The sequence below is a fragment of the Alphaproteobacteria bacterium US3C007 genome, assembly GCA_034423775.1.
In the GTDB taxonomy this organism is placed as follows: Bacteria; Pseudomonadota; Alphaproteobacteria; order Rhodobacterales; family Rhodobacteraceae; genus Thalassovivens; species Thalassovivens spotae.
This window is the reverse complement of record CP139918.1, coordinates 3,016,433-3,040,425: the sequence shown is the minus strand read 5'-3', so window position 1 is coordinate 3,040,425 and position 23,993 is coordinate 3,016,433. Positions and strand designations below refer to the sequence as shown.

Sequence of the window (23,993 nt, the reverse complement as noted above, 5' to 3'; positions counted from 1 at the left end):
CGCGCTCTTTCCTATTTTACCGCCCCAAGTGTTAACCCCGCAATAAAATGCTTTTGCATGAAAAAAAACATTGCAACAGGTGGAACTGCCGCCAACAAAGACGCGGCTGAGACAAGCTGCCAATTGCTGACAAATTGACCATTGAGCGCGCGCACCCCTGCGGTGATTGGCTTGACTTGTTCCCCTTGTGACAGAACATTTGCCCAGAAGAAATCATTCCAAACAAAGGTAAAAATCAAAACTGCCAATGCTGCAATAGCCGGGCGCACCAAGGGCACGATGATATACCAAAAAATACGCCATTCTGCGACGCCTTCCACGCGCGCGCTTTCAATCAAATCAAAAGGCAATGCCTTAATAAAATTGCGCATGAACAAAGTGCAAAACCCAGTTTGGAACGCCGCGTGAAAAAGGAATTGGCCGGCAATCGTATTATAAAGCCCCGTTTGCACCGACATGTCGCGCACAGGAACCATTAAAATCTGAAACGGCACAAAGTTTCCGGCCACAAAAAGGAAAAATAGCGGCAATGCCAGACGAAATCGATAAATAGCCAACGCATAACCAGCCAAACAGGCCAGAGCGATCGAGATCGCGACGGCTGGTAACGTGATCAGAAAGCTGTTAAAAAAATATTTCACAGCCTCCGTTTGCATAAAGACTGCGGTATAATTTTCGACGAATTTGAATTCGCTTGGCCATCCAAACACATTGCCCGTATTGATGTCTTTTGCACCTCGAACCGAGGTTAAAAACACGGCTAGAAGTGGCAAAATCCAGATAAACAACGCAATTGGAAGAAAGAGAGAATAGGCAACCTGTTTTGGCTTGCTTGCCTGCTGTATCGCACGAGGAAACATTTAACCGCCCCGTCTTTCATCTTGATACATACGCCACAGAAAGTAGCTGATAAATACCATCATGATCGCAAATAAAACGGTTGCAACCGCGGAGCCATAGCCATAGCGCTCACCATATTCGCTGATCGCCACTTCATACATATAATGCGATAGCACATTGGTCATGCCATAGGGGCCACCCTGTGTCATAATAGCGATCATATCAAACGAGCGCAAAGCCCCAATCACCGTGACGGCAACCGCGATAAACGTTGCCGGGCGTAATTGTGGCAGAACTACATACCATAGCATACGCCAGCCTTTCGCACCATCTAAACGACCCGCCTCAATTTGATCTGCGGCCACATTGTTCAGACCCGTTAGGTATAAAATCACGCAATAGGCGATTTGCGGCCACAGACCAGCAAAAATAATCCCATAGGTTGCCCAATCTGGGCTTGATAAAATATCAGGAACGGGGCGTGCACATTTTACCGTTTTATTGCCAATAAAATTGACCGTTTCTTCGCAGAAGATAAATTGCCATATCTTCGCAACAACCCCAAAATCAGGGTTGTAAAACCACCCAAAAATCAAACCAACCACGACTTGACTGATGACAAATGGAAAGAAGAACATTGATTTGTAAAATCGAATGCCCGTCACGGTCTGGTTTAAAAATATTGCGATAAACAGCCCAAGCGGCACCGCCAGCATATACAGGAACAGCCAAAGAAAATTATTTTTAATGGAGATCCAAAAATTTGGGTCTACCCAAAGCTTACGATAATTTTCCAAGCCGATATATTGAGCTGTCGACTTGCCTTCCGCGTTATAGAGCCCATTCCATTCAAAAAGTGAAAGCTGCAGCGATTGGAAAATTGGAATAATCACGTAGACGGAAAAAAACATAAACGCCGGAATTAAGAAAACAAGCGGCGCAAGGCTAAGCTTGTTGATGCGAAACCATCCTGCTGTTTTGTTTCGATATTCTGTCTGCATATCCCGCCTAACTTGCGCGCGGGGCGCTAATCAGCACGCCCCGCACAATTTTATTTTTACTTATAAACGTCAGCTTGAACAGCATCCAAACGCTCTAGGATCGCGTCAAGCTTACTGGGATCGAGCATGAATTCCTGAAAGCCTTTCATCCCTTCAGAGGCCATAGCCGCAGGTGCATCCCGATCATAAAACTGCGCTAAACCAGCTGCATTTGAAACAACGGCAAACCCTTCTTGGATAAATTTGTCATCTCCAACCTCAGACTTTGAGTTGGGTGGCAATTGACCCAAGGTTTGGTTCCATTGCGTTTGAACTTCTGGCTGTGCAACAAATGCCAGAAACTTCTTTGCATTGTCTTTATTCTTAGCACCGGAGGGAATGAAAAATGCATCCGCAGGGGCTTCTTCTGCCATCGGAAGACCCGCTGTGATTTCCGGAAATTGGAAAAAGTCAATTTGCTCTTCCGTCAAACCAGCATCTTTATACGCTCCCACGGAGAAATTACCCATAACATACATCGCAGCATCGCCTTTTGCGAAGGCCGCAACGCCACCCTGCCAATCCATCGAAGCGTGGTTATCGATGAACGAGCAACGCTGTAACATCTCTTCCCAATTGGCAAATGTGGCACGAATGCGCGCATCCGTGTATTTGATTTCTCCGGCAGTCAACGCATTATGCACGTCATAGCCGTTTGTGCGCAGATTTAAATAATCAAAGACGCCCGCAGCGGTCCAAAGATATTTGGTGCCGATGGTGAACGGCGTTACTCCGACACCCTTCAAAGCATCGCAGTTTGACAAAAGCTCGTTCCACGTTTTTGGCTCTGAAAGGCCGAGCTTATCATAAATATCTTTACGGTAATAAATGCCCCACTGATAATACGTGTAGGGAACACCCCAAATTTTTCCATTTCGCGTCATGGTTGGCTGTACTGCCGCCATATCCTGATCCAAATTGTTCGCCGCCCAAAGATCATCAATTGGCTCAAATAAGCCGGCATCTACAAATGGTCCCATGCGATTTCCAGGATACCATGAGGTAACGTCTGGCGGGTTCGCCGATAAAAAGTTTCGAATGGCAGATTTATGGGCTTCCCGATCATTATTATTTACAGTCACGTTGATATCGGGATTGGCCGCTTTAAACGCCGCAACCACATCGTCAAAGGCTTTCTTGGGGTTGGGGTTCAAATCATCATAAGTGATCACCAATTCTCCAGCAAACGCGGCTGTCGCCAGCGCGCCTGTCGCGGCGACGGTCGTCGCCAGTTTTTTTAGGTTTTTTAACATTTACTTCTCCCAGTTGATAGTTGACCAGCAGTCTCATATAGTGAAACCAAATTCCAACTATTGAAACAGTGAAAGGAATCACCTAATTTGTCAACTGTCGTTAAGGAGCTCTGTCGCATGGAAAATTCAACCATCCAAATCAACGCCTCCGATGGAACGGTCGGCAAAGCGTTGGTGATGCTTGATCTTGTTGCAAGCTTTGAACGGCCAGTTCGGTTTTCTGAAATCCTTTCCAAAAGCGCCTATCCCAAAGCAACCGTATATCGGTTATTACAAACGCTCTCAAACCAATCAATGCTGGATTATAATGCGCAAACTGCGACTTATATTCCTGGAATTCGTTTGGTGCGCCTCGCCCATTCGGCATGGCGGCAAAGCGCCCTTGCGCCCATTGCACGCCCGATTTTAGACGATTTGGCAGATGCCTTGGGTGAAACCCTGCATCTTGCGCAAATGGATGATGGACACGTGCTTTATGTTGATAAGCGCAACGCGGAAAAACCGGTTGAGATGTTCAGCTCAGCGGGCAAAACAGGCCCTGGCTATTGTACAGGTGTTGGCAAGGCCCTATTGGCGTTTATGCCCGAAAAAGAACAAGCAAGAGCATTAATGCGCCAATCTTTCCACAAGTATACAGCCGCCACTTTAGCCGATTTGCCGGCCCTTAAAGCGGAACTCTTAGAGATCGCATCTATCGGAATGGCCTTTGATCGCGAAGAGCATGAGCCTGGAATCATTTGCGTGGCAGTGCCGATTTTGAACGGTCTTAACCACGCAATAGGAGCCCTGTCGCTCACATCAACCACTACGCATCATTCTCTTTCAAGCATCGAACGTTTCGCGCCAAAACTTCAAGAGGCTGCCAGAAAAATTTCTGACGCCGCTAAAAATTGGCAATTCCCAACTTAAAGGAAATCTTATGTCTCGGGTAGCTTTAACCAATGTCAAAAAACAATACGGTGATTTAGAGGTTATTCATGGCATAGATTTATCAATCGATGAGGGGGAGTTTTGCGTTTTCGTTGGCCCCTCAGGTTGTGGGAAATCGACTTTGCTGCGAATGATTGCGGGGCTTGAAGAAACCACAGCTGGTCAGATTGCTATCGGAGATCGCGATGTCACCAAAAGCGATCCAGCCGCGCGCGGCGTTGCTATGGTATTTCAAAGTTACGCGCTTTACCCTCATATGACAGTCGCTGAAAATATGGGGTTTGGGTTAAAGATGACCGGTCACCCAAAGGCGGAAATCACGGCAAAAGTCGCCGAAGCCAGCAGAATTCTAAAGCTGAATGATTACTTGGATCGAAAACCCAAAGCATTGTCGGGCGGTCAGCGGCAACGCGTGGCGATTGGGCGGGCCATCGTGCGCGGCCCTGAAGTGTTTTTATTTGACGAACCTTTGTCAAATCTAGACGCCGAATTGCGCGTTGATATGCGCGTGGAAATCGCGCGATTACATAAAGAAATTGGGGCCACGATGATCTATGTGACGCATGATCAAGTCGAGGCTATGACCTTAGCGGATAAAATCGTTGTGTTGCGTGCGGGTGTTATCGAACAAGTGGGCGCCCCCATGGCGCTTTACCACGATCCAGCGAATAAATTTGTTGCTGGCTTTATCGGCTCTCCGGCAATGAATTTTTTAAAAGGCCGCGTCGAAAACAACAAAATTTTTCTATCCGCCATCTCGTCAGCCCCGATTGAGCCCGACGTGGCTTTGCCATCTAATTTGCGCGAAATTCTTGTTGGCATCCGCCCGCAAAATCTATCTATTGACGAAGCCGGAAATGGCCTTTCTGTCAACGTGCATGAGCGGCTAGGAGGTGTGAATTACAGCTATTTAATGGCACCAACGGGCGAGCGTATTATTGTAGAAAGCAAGGGGGATGTTGCCCTGCCCATGGGCAGCGATGTTGCCGTTCACTTTGACCCCAATCAGCTTTTGTTCTTTGATCCAAAAACTGAGCAACGGCTAAAGTAACATTTAACGCTTACCCCAAAACTCACCAATGTGCCGTATTTAGCTTTTTAATCGCTCTTGTCGGAATACAACCCCCAAAAGGTTGCTTTCACTTGGCCAAACGCGCCAAACGCGCGGCGCGTAAGCGTTGAAAATCATCTCCTGCATGATAGGAAGAGCGGGTTAAAGGGGTTGCTGAAACCATTAAAAACCCTTTGCCATAAGCCGCTTTTTCATAGGCTGCAAATTCATCCGGGTGCACAAATCGATCCACCGCATGATGTTTTGGCGTGGGTTGCAGATATTGCCCAATGGTCAAAAAATCCACATCCGCGGCGCGCAAATCATCCATCACTTGCGAAACAGATTGTCGATTTTCTCCAAGCCCAACCATGATGCCGGATTTTGTAAACATCGAAGGATCAAGTTCTTTGACCCGTTGCAAAAGCCTCAAAGAATGAAAATAGCGTGCGCCGGGGCGTACTTCTGGGTACAATCCGGGCACGGTTTCCAAATTGTGATTAAACACATCCGGGCGTGCAGCCACCACCAGCTCAAGCACGGCCGGGTCACATTTTAAAAAGTCGGGCGTCAGAATTTCAATCGTGGTTTCAGGGCTTTTGCGCCGGATCGCGCGAATGGTTTGCGCAAAATGTTCCGCCCCGCCATCTTCCACATCATCGCGATCAACCGATGTAATCACCACATGGTTCAACCCCAATTTAAAGACGGCATCCGCAACTCTGCCTGGCTCAAACACATCTAAAGCTTCCGGAGGCTTTCCCGTCGCAATATTGCAAAAGCTGCAGGCGCGCGTGCACACTTCGCCCATAATCATCATGGTAGCGTGGCCTTGGCTCCAACATTCGCCAACATTTGGGCAGCCTGCTTCTTCGCATACCGTTACCAAATTATGCTCGCGCATAATATCGCGCGTAGCCTTATAGCCTTTGGAGACCGGTGCCTTCACCCTAATCCAATCGGGTTTTTTGGGCTGCCGGTTGTCTGGCTTATGAGCTTTTTCTGGATGCCGGTCTTGAGGCAGTTTTAGATCACGCACTGGTATTCACCCTCTTGTTTTATGCAACATAGCAGAACTGGCGCAAGCTCCAAGGGGCGCTTACGCATTTCCGCTATGATCTGGATGAAACACTTTGCCACAGCTCAAACTGGACGCGCGCTGCATTTTTAAAACAGAAACAGGTAAATATTAACCTATGCGACCATTCTCAACGCCAATATGGCTTTCATAATAACGCTTTAGCCGCTGCAAAGCGATGCGCAAGACGACTTTACCCGAACGCGCCGACCAGCCTAAAGATTGCTCACTCAGCTCAAGACCGTCTAGATAACAACAGCAGCGTAGCGAAATGTCTGATAATTCGGGCCCGAGGTCGCGCAAGGTGGCCGCCACCCGTTCAATCAGCAGTTGTTGCCTTTCATTGCCCCCTGAAAGCACAGTGCCGGATGCGCAGCGCAACCAATCCTCACGGGTAAAACCGTCGGGGCGCACGGTCTGTGCAATTTCAAAATCATCATGAAACCGGTTGCCTGCATCCACCAATGCGCGCGTTAAAAAATATGAACCATCTTTATTGCGGCGTCTAGCCAACGTCATCAACGGAGTTTCCGGTGATCCTTTGAAAACGGGTTCTGTTTCGAGCGCGGGATTGGGGCGCGGCTGAAAGGCATGAGGCGCTTCGGCGCATTCGGTTTGAGCCTGCAGATTTGATGCTAAAACATAACGCGATAAGCGACCTGCGGAAACACAATGCAGCGTTCCGTTTGCGATCATTGACTGCGCGCGCGCGCGGCACAAGCCCTAATTTCTGAGGTGCGTATTCTGATGAAATCAAGAATATACCAGCCATTTCAACGTTTTCGGACATCACTAAAACCGCGTTTTTGGGTTCTAAAAGGTGCATTACATCCTTATTAAGACTTTGACCCGGCTGGCAGGAAGGCGCAGGATCAGCCCCCTCGCCCCGCGATGATTTTAACTGAGCCAGTGCGGCTTTTACTTGCGGATCACTCTGCAAGGCTTCGATACGCCTTATCTGCCTTAAAATTGTAGAAGCATGACCAGCAGATTTCCGCGCCAGCGCGCGAATGGACAAATCCAGGTGAACATGTGCATCATAATGAAACGCGGCTTTGTCCAGCCAAATTTGGCTTAATTTACCCCCGCTCGCAGGATGTTTATTGGACATTTTTCACAATCCGAAAAATTTAATTAAAATCCTAAGTAACAAAAATATCACTTTAAAGTTGCACTTGTTAAAGACTTCTTAAAAGCGTCAACGAGCCGAGTTTGTGGCAAAATAATAAAGGCTTTCCCCATACAGAGAACGGGGAAGCAGGGTTTAATTAAGACATTACCGCCAGCTTTCTGATCTTAATTAAGATTAAAATCTAGGCAGCAGCGGATATGACATTCCACTTACACAGCGTCAAACGGCCAAAAATACTAATCAATGCAGCAAAGCTGGGCCTTGAAACCTACAACCGGGCCACATGCTTGAGCTCATTTTTTGCGCTAAGCATGCACCAACATCCAGCACAGATTTTAAGATCCTTGATCGATAAAGAGGGCCAGTTAAACAAGATGCGCCTGCAGCAGCATGTTCAGTATAACATAGCCTTGCACGTTACTGTTCTAACGGCCTTGATTGCCGAAACAAAAGAAATTGAAAGGGCCGACAAGCAACCTATTTAAACGAAACTGTCCGGCATTTCTGATTTACGCTTCACTACAAACGCCTCCAAAGCTTGCTTTACCGCGATGTCCATTTCGGGTTCTCGGTAATTGTTCAACAGGGTCGCCACACGCGTTGAGGCCAGCTGCATCGTATCTTTGGCACCTTCTTCTTCCCATGTTTCGAAAGGCTTATAGTCAAAGGCTTCGCTGCGCCAGAAAGATTCCTTAAAGTTTCGCTGCGTATGCGCGCATCCAAGGTAATGACCACCAGGGCCCACTTCCCGGATTGCGTCTAACGCTTGCGCGTCTTCGTCAATTTGCACGCCCCGCGCCAAATGATGCAACACGCCCAATTGATCTGCATCCATTACAAATTTCTCAAAAGACGATACCAGCCCCCCTTCTAACCAGCCGCAGGAATGGAGCATAAAATTCACCCCACCCATCAAGGCCGCGTTTAACGTATTTGAGGTTTCATAAGCCGCTTGAGCATCGGGCAGTTTAGACCCGCAGAGCCCCCCGCCGGAGCGGAAAGGCAAGCCAAGGCGTCGCGCCAATTGCCCTGCCCCGTAAAGGATATGGCTGGCCTCTGGGGTTCCAAAGGTGGGAGCGCCAGAATTCATGTCAATTGAGGCCACAAAAGCGCCAAAAATCACCGGAGCGCCGGGCTTAAGCAGCTGAGAATACGCAATACCCGCCAAGACTTCAGCCAAGACCTGCGTCAAGGTTCCCGCCACCGAAACCGGTGCCATCGCGCCGCCAACAATAAAGGGCGAAATAATGCAGGCTTGATTGTTGCGCGCATAAACCTCTAACGCACCCATCATTACATCATCAAATGTCATCGGAGAATTGATGTTGATCAAGGATGTCATCACCGTATTGTTCTGCACAAACTCATCGCCAAAAAGGATGCTGCACATATCCACGCTATCTTGCGCGCGGCTGGGCTCGGTGACCGACCCCATGAACGGTTTATCCGATAGCGTCATATGCGCCAGAAGCATATCTAAATGGCGTTTGTTCACGGGAATATCGGTCGGCTCGCACAGCGTTCCCCCCGAGTGATGCAACCATTTGGACATATAGCCAAGCTTTACAAATTTCTTAAAGTCATCAATCGTTGCATAGCGGCGCCCACCTTCTAAGTCGCGCACAAAAGGCGGCCCGTAAACTGGCGCGCAGACCAAAGACTTACCGCCAATCTCAACATTGCGTTCAGAATTCCGAGCATGTTGGGTGAACCGGTTTGGAGCCGTGGCGCATAGTTTTTTTGCCAAACCACGCGGGATCCGCACCCGCTCTTCTTCTACGCTCGCCCCCGCCGCTCGCCAGCGCTCTAGGGCGGCAGGATTGTTAACAAAGTTTACCCCTACCTCTTCCAGCATAAGCTCGGCATTGGCTTCAATAATTTCCAAAGCCTCTTCGCTCAACAGGTCGAAATTCGGGATATTGCGTTCAATATATTTTGCAGTCTCGATCTTGATGGAGGTGCGCTCTGCGCGGCGGGCTGCTCCCCCGCCTCCTCGCGAACGCCGACCTGTAGAGAGTTCCGCCATGCTTTGACCTTTCTTGAAACTGCAAACACTAAGTATTTCTGCGTATGATCTATGTTGCATCCCAATTCTGCCTTCGCCAAATAACGGCTCTTAAGCATTAAAAGCGACATGGGGATTGCTTTCTTCCTTCAAACCGACATTTGACCTGTTTTCAGCACCGCGACCACTTGCACCTGACGGCGTGGCGTTTTACCAGTCACAAATGGAACACCAGCATCACGAACGCCTGTTAATCATCGACTTTGGCAGTCAGGTAACGCAATTGATTGCCCGCCGCTTGCGCGAGTTAAACGTCTATTGTGAAATTCACCCATATCAAAATATCTCAGACGCCTTTTTAAGTGCCTTTGCACCGCGTGCCGTGATATTTTCTGGGGGGCCAGCCTCGGTCTTTGATGCGGGGGCTCCGCGTCCACCACTTTCTGTCTATGAGCTTGGAGTGCCCATTTTGGGAATATGTTATGGCCAGCAGGTTATGATGGATATGTTGGGTGGTAGGGTCGAGCGCGGTCATAAAACGGCAGAATTTGGCCGCGCCTATGTGTCTCAAACAGGCGATGAGCTGGATCTATTACAGGGATGGTTTGCGCAAGAGCGCGAGCAAGTCTGGATGTCGCATGGGGATCATGTCAGCGCGATCGCTCCGGGGTTTAGCGTCTATGGAACCTCGCCAAACGCGCCATTTGCGATCACCGCAAATCTCGAGAAACAATTTTATGCGGTCCAGTTTCACCCAGAGGTACACCATACGCCAAACGGCGCTATGCTTTATGAAAATTTTGTAAAAATTGCTGGGTTTTCAGGCGATTGGACGATGGGCGCATATCGCGAACAAGCCTTGGAGGCGATCAGAAAGCAAGTTGGCGACAAAAAAGTGATTTGCGGATTATCTGGGGGTGTCGACAGTTCGGTGGCTGCCGTTTTGATCCATGAGGCGATTGGCGATCAGCTCACCTGCGTGTTCGTAGACCACGGCTTGCTGCGAAAAGAGGAAGCCACGGAGGTGGTTGCGATGTTTCGGGATCACTACAACATGCCCTTCATCCACGCCCAAGAATCCGAGCTGTTTCTTGGCGCGTTAGACGGGCAATCCGACCCTGAAACCAAGCGTAAAATCATTGGCGGCTTGTTTATCGACGTGTTTCAAAAATATGCAGATCAAATTGAGGGCGCAGAATTTTTAGCACAGGGCACGCTTTATCCGGATGTGATCGAATCTGTATCCTTTAGCGGTGGCCCATCGGTGACGATAAAATCACATCATAATGTTGGCGGACTTCCCGAGAAAATGGGCTTGAAACTTGTGGAACCGCTGAGAGAGCTATTTAAGGATGAGGTGCGCGCCCTGGGCCGCGAACTTGGATTGCCCGACAGCTTTATCGGGCGGCATCCCTTCCCAGGGCCCGGCCTGGCCATTCGCTGCCCTGGTGAGATCACCCGCGCTAAACTGGATATTCTAAGGGAAGCTGACGCGGTCTATATTGATCAAATTCGCAAACACGGCCTATATGATCACATCTGGCAGGCCTTCGTGGCGATTTTGCCAGTGCGCACGGTTGGTGTGATGGGGGATGGACGCACCTATGATTATGCCTGCGCGCTGCGTGCTGTCACCTCGGTGGATGGTATGACGGCTGATTATTATCCATTTTCTCATGAGTTTCTGGGCGAAACCGCAACGCGAATTATCAATGAGGTCGAAGGCATCAATCGGGTGACCTATGATATCACATCAAAGCCACCAGGAACGATTGAGTGGGAATGAGCGCGGCGGTGGTCAACACCGATACGGCTGAATATTATGTCTGGCGCGATGGCTTTTATGGTTGGCAACTTGTCAGGTTTGAACAACTAAGCGTCATTTAGGAGCGCATATCCCCCAGCACCGCTGAAAGGCGACATCACCATGCGGGTGCGGAACAGTTCTTTTACGTTGCGTCTGGTGTTCCGTCGATGGAACTTGATGGGGAGATCTCCGCTCTTCATGTGCAGCAAGGCATCCATGTGAGCGCGAGCGCCTCACACCAGATCACCAACCGGCCTCGGTCTGATCTGCTGTTCACCGTCACCTCGACCCCGCCACGTCACGTCACGGCACGTTGACAGGGTGATGATGTAAAATACAAGTCCCTTAAGCCTGCTGGGTTAAAAAATTATAAGAGAGAAACCAGGTAAATATTAGGCTTATTTTAAGAAACCAGTTATCCCTCACCGGCAACTGGGTTTTGAGGAAATGTCCTGTGATGGCCATTTGCATAATCGGGACGAACTTGGGGCTTGGGGCTTAGGTTGCATTTAACCAGACAGTATCTGATTGTAACCATGCTTCGCTGGCGTCCCGGTAACGGACGCATTGCCACAAGCACAAATGCATGGCAATGCTGATTGGCTCTTAGTCACTCTAAAGCGCTTATAATCAATATCTTGTAGTTCAGTTTATGGCAGGGAATGACTATTCGCTGACAATATGCTTTGACTACTGCTGTTACCTAAATACAGAAACCTCAGAGGTAAAAATAAAATGGACTTGTTGGATGTAGCGTTAATCTTTTCTATCTTATCCTGCAGTTTAGTAGGCGGATTCATTTTCACATATGCAATTGTTGTGATGCCTGGTTTATCCAGCCTTAGTGACAAAGATTTTTTAAGAGCGTTTCAGGTGACGGACGCTATAATACAAGACAACCAGCCGCTATTCATGTTCACTTGGGTAGGGTCTATGGTGGCAATGTTTATGATGATTGTCGTTTCATCTGTACGTGTTGAACTAGCAGAAGCATGGCCAATTGTTCTAATCAGTGTTGCATATCTGGTGGGGGTGCAAGGCATAACTGCGGCATTCCATATTCCCTTAAACAACCATATACAAAACCTTATAATCGAAGATTTGAATGATGAAACCTTGGCTGATGAACGCTTGAAATTTGAAGCAAAGTGGAATTTCTTTAATTACATCCGAACAGGAATAGCCCTTTCTGTCAGCTTTTTACTGCTCATAATATTAAGTTTGCGCTAACCAAATTTCTGTTAAGTTTATGATATTTATAAAAATATAAGATCTAAGCGAAGGGATTTTAGCAGTTTCAGACTGATCAGAACGTACGATTTCACAGACGTTCCATTCGCCTATCCCAAAGCCAATAGATTTTGCGAAAGCATCATGCTTGAGCACGCAAGGGGGGCTAGGCGGTGGTGCCACCATCAATGATAAACGATTGCCCTGTCGCGTAAGCACCATCATCAGATAATAGATAGAGAATTAACTTTGCGATCTCATCAGGTTGACCCAATCGTTTCATGGGTTGGCGGTCCACGAACCAAGCCCGGGCCTTACTTTCATCGCCCAACTCTTCGGCCAAACTGGCTATTCTTTTTTTCAATGAGGCGCTTTCGATCGTTCCGGGACAAATCGCATTTGCCCGCACATTATCGGCCATATAATCCACGGCAACGGATTTTGTCAGCCCGATCACCGCGGCCTTTGACGCGCTATAGGCAGCGCGATAGGCAAACCCTTTCACGGATGAGGCCAAAGACGCCATATTCACAACGGACCCTCCGCCTGCCAAAATCATTTTTGGCAGGGCGGCGCGCAACACATAAAACATACTATCAACGTTGATTTGAAAAGATCTTTGCCAATCTTCATCGCTTAAATCGGTCAGACGTCCATGATGCACCCAGCCTGCCATATTAACAATCCCGTCAAATGGCTGTTGAGATGCAAAAAAACGAGTTACCGAATCTTGATCCGTCACATCAAGAACAGCGACGGCGCAGCCTGTTTTATTTAAAGGCAAAAGCCCTTCGTCAGATTTATCAGTAGCAAGAACCTGAGCTCCCGCGCGCGCCGAAAGCAAAGCAACGGCGGCGCCCATACCCGCGCCTGCACCGCTTACAAAAATCCTTTTACCCACCAAATCTATCATGATTCCCTCGCATTGCCGCCAGTTTCCAGCCCCGCCAATACCACAGCCAAAAAGGCGTCTTCAGCCCGAACAGCTAGCGGCCCAAGAAGACTGGGAAAACCTCAGTCAAAAGGCGCGAAAAGGCGGTTTCACGCCGCATTATCTTCCTTCAAAACGCGCGGTTCGTTTTTCCAGAAAGGCCACAACGCCTTCTTTGAAATCACGGCTATTTCCGCATTCTTTTTGAAGCTTTGCCTCTAAAGCCAGTTGCGCCTCTAAATTATTCTCGGATGAGGCACGCAGCGCAGTTTTCAAATGAGAATAAGCCAAAGTTGGCCCTTTGGCCAAATATTCCGCCCGCGCGCGCCAGGTGGCTTCAAACGCGTCATCTGCAACCGATTCCCAGATCAAACCCCATTCATCCGCCTGCTCTGCAGATATTTTTTCGGCAAACAACGCCGCTCCCATGGCTTTGGCAAGACCCATTGTGCGCGGCATTAGGTAGGTTCCGCCCGCGTCAGGAATGAGACCAATTTTTGTAAAGGCCTGCATGAAATAGGAAGATTTCGAGGCAATCACCACGTCCGACGCCAAGGCAAGATTTGCACCTGCGCCCGCCGCGGCCCCGTTCAAGGCAGTTATTGTGGGAATCCTACATTCGATTATTGCGCGCAGCATCGGTTCGTATTCATCCCTAAGCGTGCGCTCTAAGTCCAGTTGCGCGGCGTTCGCCCGATCACCCAAATCTTGCCCCGAACAAAACGCTTTTCCGCGCCCAGTCAATACGATCACCCGCGCCTGTGGGGCCAAACGCTTATACGCATCGGTGATTTCGGCGCGCATTTGGGTGTTCAGCGCGTTCATCACCTCGGGACGGTTCATAGAAACACAAGCAACCTCAGAGGACAGATGAACCTCAATCGTGTCATAATTCATAAAAATGCCCCCTCTCTGGGTAAGTGAAAATTACCACCGCCATTTTAGTTCACTCCAAATTGGTTCGTTCTAAAATTTTATCTAAACGCTCTTTTTCATCCACGCTTAATGCGTTGGACGCCGCGCCGTTCACTTGTGCTTGGCGGCTCCTAATATAGGCAAAAGCGATCAACAAGGCGAGCAAAAGCATTACCGGGCCCGCAACCCATAAAATCACGTTAAAGCCTTTGGTTTGGGGGCGCAGCAAAGCAAATTCCCCATAACGCGTAACCACAAAATCCAGCACTTCTTCGTTACTTTCGCCCAAAACCAAGCGTTCCCGCACCAACAGCCGCAAATCGCGCGCCAAAGACGCGTTGCTTTCATCAATGCTTTCATTCTGGCACACCAAACACCTTAAATCTTTCGAAATAACTCGCGCGCGCGCCTCTAGGGTCGGGTCGGCCAAAATTTCATCAGGCTCAACCGCATAGGCGTATCCGATCCAAAGCGAAAACGCCAAAAGCATATAAAGCAGCTTCATTCGGCCGGAGCATTTACGGTTGAAACTGGCGTTTTACGGCGCGCCCCGGCGGCCACGCGAAAACGGCGATCCGTTAAGCTAAGCCCGCCGCCAAGGGCCATCAATAAAGCACCGGCCCAGATCCAATTGGTCAGGGGCTTGATATAAGTGCGCAGCGTCCACGCCCCATTTTCTTGCTGGTCTCCAAGCACCAAATACACATCGCGCAAGAAGCGATAGTCAATCGCGGCTTCGGTTGTTGGCATATTGGCAACCGGGTAAAAGCGCTTTTCAGGATGCATCTTGGTGATAAACCGCCCCTTATGTTCCAGCGCCACATCTCCCCTAACGGCGCGATAATTCGGCCCATTCACATTGCTGACATCTTGTAATGTAAACGTATAGGCTCCAACCGACCATGTTTCACCTGGCGCCACGATGCGGATGTCTTCTTGCTGCCAAACCATAAGCCCAGCCACAGCAAACATCGTTACCCCCAGCCCGCTATGGGCGACCGATTTGCCCCAATCCGAGCGCGGTAAACGCAACAGCCGGCTGTAATCGCGGTCTTTTCCAAGGCGGGATAAAAGATCAGTGATTGCGCCCCCGACCATCCACGCCCCCAGAAACAACCCAATTGGCCCCTGCAATGACTTGCCGGTTTGCAACGCCCAAATCAAACCTGCAGCGGCCAGGGCCAAACCAAATACGGGCAAAAGCCGTTTGACAGGGCGCATTACAACGCCCCGCTTCCAAGGAATCATTGCACCAATCGGCATCGCGATGCCCAAAGCGATCATGAAAGGAGTGAACGCCAAGTTGAAAAACGGGGGTCCAACACTGAGTTTTCGATCAAACATCATCTCTGCCAAGAGCGGCCAGATCGTGCCGACAAACACAACCAAAGCCGAAACGGCCAATAATATATTGTTCAATACCAAGGCGGTTTCACGGCTGACCATGGAAAATGCACCCCGCGCTTGCATGGCCGATGCGCGCGCGGCAAATAAGGTTAAAGCCCCGCCGATGAAAATCGCCAAAATAATCAGGATAAACACACCCCGCTCGGGGTCATTTGCAAAAGCATGCACCGATGTCAAAACGCCAGAGCGGACAATAAACGTACCAATTAGAGAAAATCCGAACGCGAGAATGGCCAAAAGAATGGTCCAGCTTTTCAAACTTTCACGCTTTTCCACCACAATCGCAGAATGCAATAAGGCAGCGGCCAGAAGCCATGGCATAAAAGAGGCATTTTCAACTGGATCCCAAAACCAAAAGCCTCCCCAGCCCAATTCATAATAGGCCCACCAACTGCCCAAAGCGATGCCAATGGTCAGGAAAATCCAAGCGGCCAATGTCCACGGGCGCACCCAACGCGCCCAAGCGGCATCCACGCGCCCCTCAAGCAACGCCGCAACTGCGAAAGAAAACGCCATACTCAAACCGACATAGCCCAAATATAAAAACGGCGGATGAAACGCTAATCCGGGATCTTGCAGCAATGGGTTCAAATCTTGCCCATCAAACGGCGGCACCACCAAACGCAAAAATGGATTTGACGTGAGCAAAATAAACGCAAGAAATGCCACGCTAATCGCGCCCTGAACGGCCAAGACCCGCGCCCGAAAGCTTTGTGTGAGATTGTTTCCAAACCAGCCCGCGCAAGCACCAAACAAGGCAAGAATAAGCACCCATAACAGCATTGAGCCTTCGTGGTTCCCCCAGACACCGCTAATCTTGTAGATCATCGGCTTCAACGAATGGGAATTCAGCGCCACCAAGCGCACCGTGAAATCAGAGGTGATGAATGCGTGCATCAGAGCCAAAAAGGATCCTAGAATAAGAAAAAAATGGGCCGAAGCAGCGGGGGCGGCCAGCGCCATCAAGGCAGCGCGGCCCGTCATTGCGCCGATTAAAGGCACAACGCACTGAATACACGCGACAAAAAATGCCAAGGTCAGTGCAAAATGTCCAAGCTCACTTATCATAGTGCCTCTTATAAACCTGTCTCATCGGACTGACCATCTAAAAATCCAGCATCCTTATTCATGGCCAATCATCATTTTTCAAAAGATACCGACGTCACTTCACTTTGTTCTAAATCTTAAAACAGACGCTTAACTGTCCGAAAAATAGAGCAAACCTTTTGTAAAGCAATCTGTTTCTATGCAGTATAAAAAAGCTTTTTGGGAAAGATTATCTTTTGTTGCTTAAAGGCAGGTCTAAATAAATTGTAGCCCAAGATAATGCCGCCTGGTATCAGCCAATGCGGAAATTCACCAAACCGACGGTCAAATTCCAAGATCCAAATAGTTCAGCAGATGCAGCGGTTGAAGCTTTCGTTTTTAACCGGTTCACACCAGCCCCGCTTGTCTTTATCGGGAACTGTTTTTAATATGAAACTTCTGTGCAACAAAGTTTCTGAAAAAACCAGAAACAGCGCCGACCTATCACAAGATCAATCCGAAGTTTCTTGATAGACACCCTGCTCTTTCAAGGCATCTACAACTTCTTTTGGCATGTAGTTTTCGTCATGTTTAGCCAAAATTTCAGCGGCTTGAAAGACATTGTCAATGTATTTTCCTGTGCCGATCATTCCCTGGTTTTCATCAAATAAATCCGGTAAAACGCCTTCATAGGTAACGGGCACGATAGCGGCGCCATCAGTTACGTTAAAACTAATCACAGAGCCGACCCCGCGTTGCAATGATCCTTCCTCAACCAAGCCACCGATGCGGAAGGTTTCGCTGGCATCTGGCGGATCCGCCAAAACTTCACTGGGGGATTTGAAGAAATTGATACCATCGCGCATGGCATAGCCGATCAAAGCTGTTGCAAGCGCAAGCGCCAAAAAAGAAATAATAATAATCTGAATACGCCGCGTCTTCTTCAAGCTTTTCATAAATTTAACCTGTATCTAGGGAAACAGCGGTACGTGCATCAAGCCGGCTGTTTCTTCCAAACCCAACATCAGATTGGCATTTTGAACGGCCTGCCCGCTGCTGCCTTTGGTAAGATTGTCTAACGCCGCAATAACAATGCTGCGGCCTTCAACCCGATCCCCTGACACGCCAATATGCACGAAATTTGATCCACGCACATCATGCGTGCTGGGCGTTTGCCCAAAGTCTAACATCTGAATGAAGGGTTCATTTTCATAACTTGCCTTTAAACTTTGGAACACATTTTCAGCAGAGCCTTTTACATAGGCCGTGGCAAGAATACCCCGATTTACAGGCATCAAATGCGGGGTGAATTGAATGTGTACGGGCCGACCAGCCAATTCCGAAAACTCCTGATCAAACTCCCCCAGATGACGGTGCGTGCCGCCAACCGCATAAGCATTATACCCCTCTGACAACTCAGCATGCAGCAGGTTTTGTTTTAGCGCGCGCCCAGCCCCCGAAACGGCGCATTTCATATCCAAAATTATATCATCAAGATCGATCACGCGGTCTTTAATCAGAGGCCGTAAAATATATTGCCCCGTCGCCGCGTTGCATCCGGTTCCAGCCACCAAGCGCGCGGTGCGTATATCTGCGCGATAAAACTCAGTCAAACCATACACCGCATCTGGCTGTAAATCAGGTGCAAGATGTTTACTATTATACCATTGCTCATACGCCTGCGGATCGCGCAATCTAAAATCTGCGCTAAGATCAATCACTTTCAAAAAGGCTGGCAGCTTTGCGATCACATCTTGCGAGGTCTGGTGCGGCAAAGCGCAAAAGCATAAATCGATCCCTTGAAAATCAACTTTGTCGATTGTCACCAAGTTAGGTAAATCAAGATGGCGCAGATGCGGAAAGACCTGACGCATTGATTGCCCGGCCTTGCTATTGGCCACAAGGGCTTTAATCTCAAGATTAGGATGCGAGGCGATCAATCTGATCAGCTCTGCTCCGGTGTAGCCTGAAGCCCCGATTATGGCGATTTTATATATCATATCCGCTCCTCATTAGCGCCAACGCTTGGTCAGCTCAAGCGGCTTCAAAAATTATTTTCCGCCTTAAAAACTGCGTCGCTCGATCTGAAACAAGGCCAGGTTCACCCGTGGTTAAAAATTTTGTTTCCGATCCATGGCCCAATTTATCGGGATGACGATACAGATAATCCTGCAGGCTCTCCGCCACCAGCTCAGCTTGTGAATATACTGTCACATTTTCGCCGAGTGCATTTTGGAAAATTGTATCCATCAAAGGATAATGCGTGCAGCCCAAAATCGCGGCATCCGGGGTGGGCATTTTGCGCATCAAGGCTTGAACATGGCTGCGCACCAGCGCCTCGGCAAGGATCAGATCGCCATCTTCAATCGCATCAACAACGCCGCCACAAGATTGCGCCTCTACGTCGACACCAATCGCTCGAAAGGCCAATTCGCGCTGGAAGGCCCGGCTTGCGACCGTGGCCGGCGTTGCAAACAGCGCGACATTTTTAACCGTAACCTGTCGAGGAGGCGAATTATCCCCCCATTGACGCTCAGTCAAAGCCTCAATCAAAGGCACAAAAACCCCTAAAACGCGCTTATGTTCGGGCAACCCGGCCTCTTGTATACGCCTAAGCGCCGCGGCTGAGGCCGTATTGCAGGCCAAGATGACCAAATCACAGCCCTCTTGCCAGAGCCTTTCAACCGCGCGCGTTGTCAAATTGTAAACATCCTCGGCATCGCGCACCCCGTAAGGCGCCATCGCATTATCACCCATATAGACCAAGGGAAGCGCGGGAAGTTTCTTGCGGATTGCATCCAACACGGTAAGACCACCCAGACCGGAATCAAATATGCCTATTGCCATCCTTTTCGCTCCCCTTAGGCTTTATGCCGCGTTTCAAATTCAAAGCCATAGTCATAAGATCGAAGCGGCGTTGGAGAAAGCTCATAGGTTTTTTTACGCAAAAAATCCATCATCGCCCGCGAATCTGTAGAAAATTCTGTTAAATCCTCTTGGGTGATTGGATCGCCCACCACAACGCGCACCGGCGTATCGATGCGTTTTTTAAACTCTTTTATCAAAAGGCCCATTCGAAGCGTGTTGTGTAAATGGCTTGCAAGCTGAAACATCCTGCTGGTTTGGCCTTCGAAATATACAGGTAGCACAGTCGCATTAGACTTGCTGATCATGCGCGCTGTAAACGATCTCCAGCCCGGATCCATGGGCTGCGCGAAAGGCGTTGCGGCTGTCGAAACCGTACCACCGGGAAAAACACCAATTGCGCCCCCGTCTGCAAGATACGCTAAAGCGTTTTTTCGAGTGGCCAGATTTTCACGAACAGCATCCTTTGTTTCATCAAAGGAAATGGGCAAAACAACGCGTTGCAAATCTGCCGACTTTCGAAATACCGTATTCGCCAAAATACGAAAATCTCCCCGGACCGACGATAAAATATGCCCCATCATCAAACCGTCTAAAATCCCGTAAGGATGATTTGCGATCATAATCAGTGGGCCGGATGTCGGGATTTTCGATAAATCTCCGGCGACAATATCCAAACTCAAACCATATCGTTCGACCATCACCTGCCAAAAATCACGCCCATTCGCGACTTCCTGTTCATATCCGCGCGCGCGCTTTATCAAGCGAAGTCGTCCGGTGGTATTTTCCATCAATTTAATAACAGTTTTACCGGCTTTTGTTTGCGCGGAATACGAATAACTGATGTCGCGGGCGATGCGCGGAAGCTTTAGCAAAGAAAACACCTTCCATTTACAGGCATGGATCAACGTTAAAACAAAGCGAAGCAGACCTGCTTATTCTGCCGCCTGCGTGAACGTGGGCGGAGAATTGCGCAAAACGTCAAGCAATTCAAGGCGCCGCTTTTCGGCTTTTTCATAATTTGAGAACTTTACCGGGCCAAAGCCACGAATTTGCAAAGGCAATTCAGCCAGTTCTTGAAGGGCCACCGTATCAACCGGCCCACCCGAAAAGGCGAACGCGGCCAAATCAGCTTCATATTGTTTTATCAACTCTCGCTCCATCCTGCGCTCATCACTATAGCCAAACACATCAAAAGGGGTTCCCCGTAAAAATTTAAAGCGGGCCAAAACGTCAAAGGCTTTTTCAATCCAAGCGCCAAATTTCCGCTTCAACGGACGCCCATCAGGGCCTAATTTGCTGAGCAAGGGCGGCGCGAGATGATAGGTAATCTGGTCAATATTTTCAAATTGCTCTGCGGCCTTGGCGCGGGTCAGCCGGTGCAGGCGCGCAACTTCATATTCATCCTTATAAGCCAAAAGCTTGTGATAGGCTTTGGCGACCAGTTCTTTCAATTCAGGGTTTTCGATTTTCGAGACCAATGCCAAATAGCGCTTTCGCAACCGGCGGCCTTGATAGGCTTTCAAATGATCCGCGCGGATGGCGATTTTTTCATCCAATGTTTGCGGCAATTTGATCAAACTCGGGGCCAAGAGTTTCTGCGCTTCGCTCAAGTGTAACACCGCCCATCTGCCCAGCTCAAATGCATACAGGTTTTTTTCCACAGCAGCCCCGTTGAGCTCGATCGCAGCTTTAAGTGCATCATGACTGAGGGGTAAATATCCACGCTGCCAGGCGCCGCCAAGCACCATCATATTCGAGAATATAGAATCCCCCATCAGTGTCTTGGCTAAGGCTGAGGCATCAAACAAATCCAATCTTTCTTGCAAGCGCGCTTCTAATGAAAGGCTCAAACGGTCATGGGGGATCTGAAATTCGGTGTCGCGGGTAAATTCACCACTCACGGCCTCATGCGAATTCACCACTGCTCCGGTACGCCCGCTCTGCGTTAACCCCAATGTTTTAGCGCCGGCGCTGACCACTAAATCGCCACCGATCAAAACATCACATTCGCCCGTGGCCACGCGTATCGCGCTGATATCCGCAGGTTTTTCTGCCAAGCGGCAATGGATATGCACCGCGCCGCCTTTTTGCGCCAAGCCGGCCATCTCCATCATGCCGGCGCCTTTGCCGTCAAGCTGGGCGGCCTGCGCAATCACCGCACCCAAAGTCACAACGCCAGTACCGCCAATGCCCGTCACCACCACATTCCAAGTTCCCTCAATCGGTGCAAGTGGGGGAAGCGGCATCTCGGGCAAATCCAAAGCGGTTGTGGCCGCTTTTCTGGGTGTCGCCCCCTCTAATGTTACAAAGGATGGGCAAAAGCCGCTCACACAGCTGAAATCTTTATTGCAGGCGGATTGATCGATCATCCGTTTGCGGCCAAACGCGGTTTCCAAAGGCGCGATTGCCACGCAATTGGATTGAACACCGCAATCACCGCAACCTTCACAGACGTCTGAATTGATAAAAATCCGCTTATTAGGATCAGGGAATTTTCCACGCTTGCGCCGCCGTCGCTTTTCTGCTGCGCAGGTTTGAACATAAATAAGGACAGAAACGCCCTCGGTTTCAGACAGCCTCTTTTGAACCGATAACAGCTGCGTTCTGTCGTCTTTGCTGATGTCTTTGGGAAACGCACTCAGGTCAAGCTCTTCCTTATCATCATAGACCAGGGCAACCGTTTCAATCCCCATCGCCAGAACTTCGCGGGCTATCCGAGCGGCGGAAAGTCCGCCGTCATTTCCTTGACCTCCGGTCATCGCGACCGCGTCATTAAACAGGATTTTGTAGGTTATGTTGGTGCCGGCCGCCACAGCCGCGCGGATCGCTTGAATTCCCGAATGGTTATAAGTGCCATCACCAATATTCTGAAATACGTGTTTGCGGGTTGAAAAGGCCGACTCGCCAATCCAATTGGCGCCTTCGCCTCCCATATGGGTATAGCCGAGCGTTTCCCGATCCATCCATTGCGCCATGTAATGACAGCCTATGCCAGCATAAGCACGGGCACCCTCGGGCAACTTGGTGGAGCTATTATGCGGGCATCCTGCACAGAAATAAGGAATACGCGCTGCAGTCTCGCTGGCATTATCGGCACGCTTGGCTGCCTCTAACTGCGCCATACCTGCCAAAACCTCTGAACTGGCGGCGCCCTCTTCGCGCAAAATTTGCCCCAGTTTTTCAGCAATTTCCACCGGATCTAATGCGCCCACTCCCGTAAAAAGTTGCGCCCCCGTCAGCCCATGGCGCGCGCCATAAACGCGGCGCCCTTGCAAATCATCAAACAAAGCCTCTTTGATTTGGGGCTCGATCAGTTTGCGCTTTTCTTCCACAACAATGATCACATCGAGCCCATCGGCCCATTCGCGAAGCGAGCGTTGATCAAGCGGCCATGTTTGCCCCACTTTATACGCTGTAATACCGCGCCGCTCGGCCTCTGCCTCATCGATATTCAACAGTGAAAAAGCATGGATCAAATCCAACCAGTTTTTACCCGCGGCAACAAAACCAATTTTGGCGCCGGTTTGCCCCAAAAGGCGCTTATCCATCTTATTCGCGCGCGAAAACGCCTCGGCTGCGGCGACCTTATAGGTCAATAAGCGTTCTTCTTGTTCGGTAGGCGTGTCAATCAAGCGGATATTCAGCCCCTCGTCGGGCATCTCAACTGAGGGTGTTATGAAGGCCAAACGATGCGGATTGCCATCCACCACCGAGGTAACTTCAACCGTATCTTTCATCGTTTTCAACCCGACCCAAAGCCCGCTAAAACGAGAAAGCTCATAGCCGTAATGGCCGTAATCTAAAATTTCCTGAACGCCGGCCGGGCTGACGATGGGCATATGGGCATCCATCATCGCCCATTCAGACTGATGCAGCGTGGTCGAACTTTCCCCTGTGTGATCATCGCCCATCGCCATAATCACACCGCCTTTTGCGCTGGTACCGGCCATATTAACGTGGCGCATCACATCCCCTGATCGGTCAACCCCGGGGCCCTTGCCATACCAAAGCCCGAATACACCGTCATAAAGACCTTCGCCGCGTAATTCCGCTTGTTGCGCGCCCCAAAGCGCTGTTGCAGCAAGATCCTCGTTCAGGCCTTCCTGAAACGTAATATTGGCCGCGTCCAAAGCCTGAGCAGCCCGTTTCATTTGAAAATCAACAGCGCCCAGCGGAGAGCCACGATACCCCGTCACATAGCCCGCAGTGTTCCAGCCCTTCGTCTCATCACGCGCGCGCTGCGCGATCATCAAGCGAACCAGAGCCTGCGTGCCGTTCAAAAGCACCTGATGTTTGGAAATATCAAATTTATCGTCCAAAGAAACGTCAAGTCTTCCCATAGCGTTCCCTCCCAGGCTTGCTTTTGGCGGCGCAATTCTATTTACTGATAATAGGTCATGCACACTGACTTAGCTAGAAATAAATTGAGCCGTAACGTCACACCACGCGGCTTTGTTAAAGCGATGAAGACAGCGCAGAC

General features: G+C 49.5%; 19 protein-coding genes. 4 read left to right on the top strand and 15 right to left on the bottom strand.

What is annotated here, in order from left to right:
* Window positions 1-11: 11 nt before the first annotated feature.
* From UM181_14455 to UM181_14445, 3 genes are read right to left on the bottom strand one after another with little or no spacing between them, the layout of a single operon-like run.
* Window positions 12-860, bottom strand: coding sequence for a carbohydrate ABC transporter permease (locus UM181_14455; GenBank protein ID WQC62502.1), 849 nt, complete (start codon window positions 858-860; stop codon window positions 12-14).
* On the bottom strand, window positions 861-1,841 hold the full coding sequence (locus UM181_14450; GenBank protein WQC62501.1) for a sugar ABC transporter permease: 981 nt from the start codon (window positions 1,839-1,841) through the stop codon (window positions 861-863).
* Window positions 1,842-1,897: 56 nt separating this feature from the next.
* Window positions 1,898-3,133, bottom strand: coding sequence for an extracellular solute-binding protein (locus UM181_14445; protein WQC62500.1), 1,236 nt, complete (start codon window positions 3,131-3,133; stop codon window positions 1,898-1,900).
* Between the two features lie 117 nt (window positions 3,134-3,250).
* Here UM181_14445 and UM181_14440 point away from each other — a divergent pair, with 117 nt between their 5' ends.
* On the top strand, window positions 3,251-4,042 hold the full coding sequence (locus UM181_14440; GenBank protein ID WQC62499.1) for an IclR family transcriptional regulator: 792 nt from the start codon (window positions 3,251-3,253) through the stop codon (window positions 4,040-4,042).
* A 10-nt stretch (window positions 4,043-4,052) separates the two neighbouring features.
* Window positions 4,053-5,114: a sn-glycerol-3-phosphate ABC transporter ATP-binding protein UgpC gene (gene ugpC / locus UM181_14435; GenBank protein WQC62498.1), complete on the top strand. Its 1,062-nt coding sequence runs from the start codon at window positions 4,053-4,055 to the stop codon at window positions 5,112-5,114.
* An 88-nt stretch (window positions 5,115-5,202) separates the two neighbouring features.
* Here the strand turns inward: ugpC and lipA are convergent, their stop codons facing one another.
* From lipA to UM181_14420, 3 genes are all read right to left on the bottom strand, one after another.
* Window positions 5,203-6,159 (bottom strand): lipoyl synthase, encoded by a 957-nt coding sequence (lipA, locus tag UM181_14430; GenBank protein ID WQC64771.1) that lies wholly within the window; start codon window positions 6,157-6,159, stop codon window positions 5,203-5,205.
* 144 nt (window positions 6,160-6,303) lie between these two features.
* The gene (locus UM181_14425) at window positions 6,304-6,888 is read right to left on the bottom strand and encodes a DUF6456 domain-containing protein (GenBank protein ID WQC62497.1); all 585 of its coding nucleotides are present in this window, start codon (window positions 6,886-6,888) and stop codon (window positions 6,304-6,306) included.
* A gap of 917 nt (window positions 6,889-7,805) precedes the next feature.
* A complete protein-coding gene (locus UM181_14420; protein WQC62496.1) occupies window positions 7,806-9,350 on the bottom strand; it encodes a trimethylamine methyltransferase family protein in 1,545 nt (514 codons plus the stop codon).
* A gap of 202 nt (window positions 9,351-9,552) precedes the next feature.
* Here UM181_14420 and guaA point away from each other — a divergent pair, with 202 nt between their 5' ends.
* Entirely contained in the window at window positions 9,553-11,115 is a 1,563-nt protein-coding gene (gene guaA, locus UM181_14415; GenBank protein WQC64770.1) for a glutamine-hydrolyzing GMP synthase, read from the top strand.
* Window positions 11,116-11,871: 756 nt separating this feature from the next.
* Window positions 11,872-12,366, top strand: a complete 495-nt coding sequence (locus UM181_14410; protein WQC62495.1) for a DUF1772 domain-containing protein — start codon at window positions 11,872-11,874, stop codon at window positions 12,364-12,366.
* 166 nt (window positions 12,367-12,532) lie between these two features.
* On the opposite strand, the gene UM181_14405 is transcribed toward UM181_14410, so the two are convergent.
* The 9 genes from UM181_14405 to UM181_14365 form a co-directional block, all read right to left on the bottom strand.
* Complete coding sequence (locus UM181_14405) at window positions 12,533-13,279, bottom strand: SDR family oxidoreductase (protein ID WQC62494.1); 747 nt, start codon at window positions 13,277-13,279, stop codon at window positions 12,533-12,535.
* A gap of 138 nt (window positions 13,280-13,417) precedes the next feature.
* The gene (locus UM181_14400; GenBank protein ID WQC62493.1) at window positions 13,418-14,194 is read right to left on the bottom strand and encodes an enoyl-CoA hydratase-related protein; all 777 of its coding nucleotides are present in this window, start codon (window positions 14,192-14,194) and stop codon (window positions 13,418-13,420) included.
* Window positions 14,195-14,243: 49 nt separating this feature from the next.
* Window positions 14,244-14,717, bottom strand: a complete 474-nt coding sequence (locus UM181_14395) for a cytochrome c-type biogenesis protein (GenBank protein WQC62492.1) — start codon at window positions 14,715-14,717, stop codon at window positions 14,244-14,246.
* Window positions 14,714-16,687 carry a heme lyase CcmF/NrfE family subunit gene (locus tag UM181_14390; GenBank protein WQC62491.1) on the bottom strand — a complete coding sequence of 658 codons (1,974 nt, stop codon included), beginning with the start codon at window positions 16,685-16,687 and terminating at the stop codon, window positions 14,714-14,716. Before UM181_14390 ends, UM181_14395 begins: the two co-directional genes overlap by 4 nt.
* A gap of 470 nt (window positions 16,688-17,157) precedes the next feature.
* On the bottom strand, window positions 17,158-17,601 hold the full coding sequence (gene ccmE, locus UM181_14385; GenBank protein ID WQC62490.1) for a cytochrome c maturation protein CcmE: 444 nt from the start codon (window positions 17,599-17,601) through the stop codon (window positions 17,158-17,160).
* A gap of 15 nt (window positions 17,602-17,616) precedes the next feature.
* The gene (argC, locus tag UM181_14380) at window positions 17,617-18,645 is read right to left on the bottom strand and encodes an N-acetyl-gamma-glutamyl-phosphate reductase (protein ID WQC62489.1); all 1,029 of its coding nucleotides are present in this window, start codon (window positions 18,643-18,645) and stop codon (window positions 17,617-17,619) included.
* A 34-nt stretch (window positions 18,646-18,679) separates the two neighbouring features.
* Window positions 18,680-19,492 carry a glutamate racemase gene (gene murI, locus UM181_14375; GenBank protein ID WQC62488.1) on the bottom strand — a complete coding sequence of 271 codons (813 nt, stop codon included), beginning with the start codon at window positions 19,490-19,492 and terminating at the stop codon, window positions 18,680-18,682.
* Window positions 19,493-19,506: 14 nt separating this feature from the next.
* Window positions 19,507-20,385, bottom strand: a complete 879-nt coding sequence (locus tag UM181_14370) for a lysophospholipid acyltransferase family protein (GenBank protein ID WQC62487.1) — start codon at window positions 20,383-20,385, stop codon at window positions 19,507-19,509.
* 60 nt (window positions 20,386-20,445) lie between these two features.
* On the bottom strand, window positions 20,446-23,853 hold the full coding sequence (locus UM181_14365) for an indolepyruvate ferredoxin oxidoreductase family protein (GenBank protein WQC62486.1): 3,408 nt from the start codon (window positions 23,851-23,853) through the stop codon (window positions 20,446-20,448).
* Window positions 23,854-23,993 lie beyond the last annotated feature (140 nt).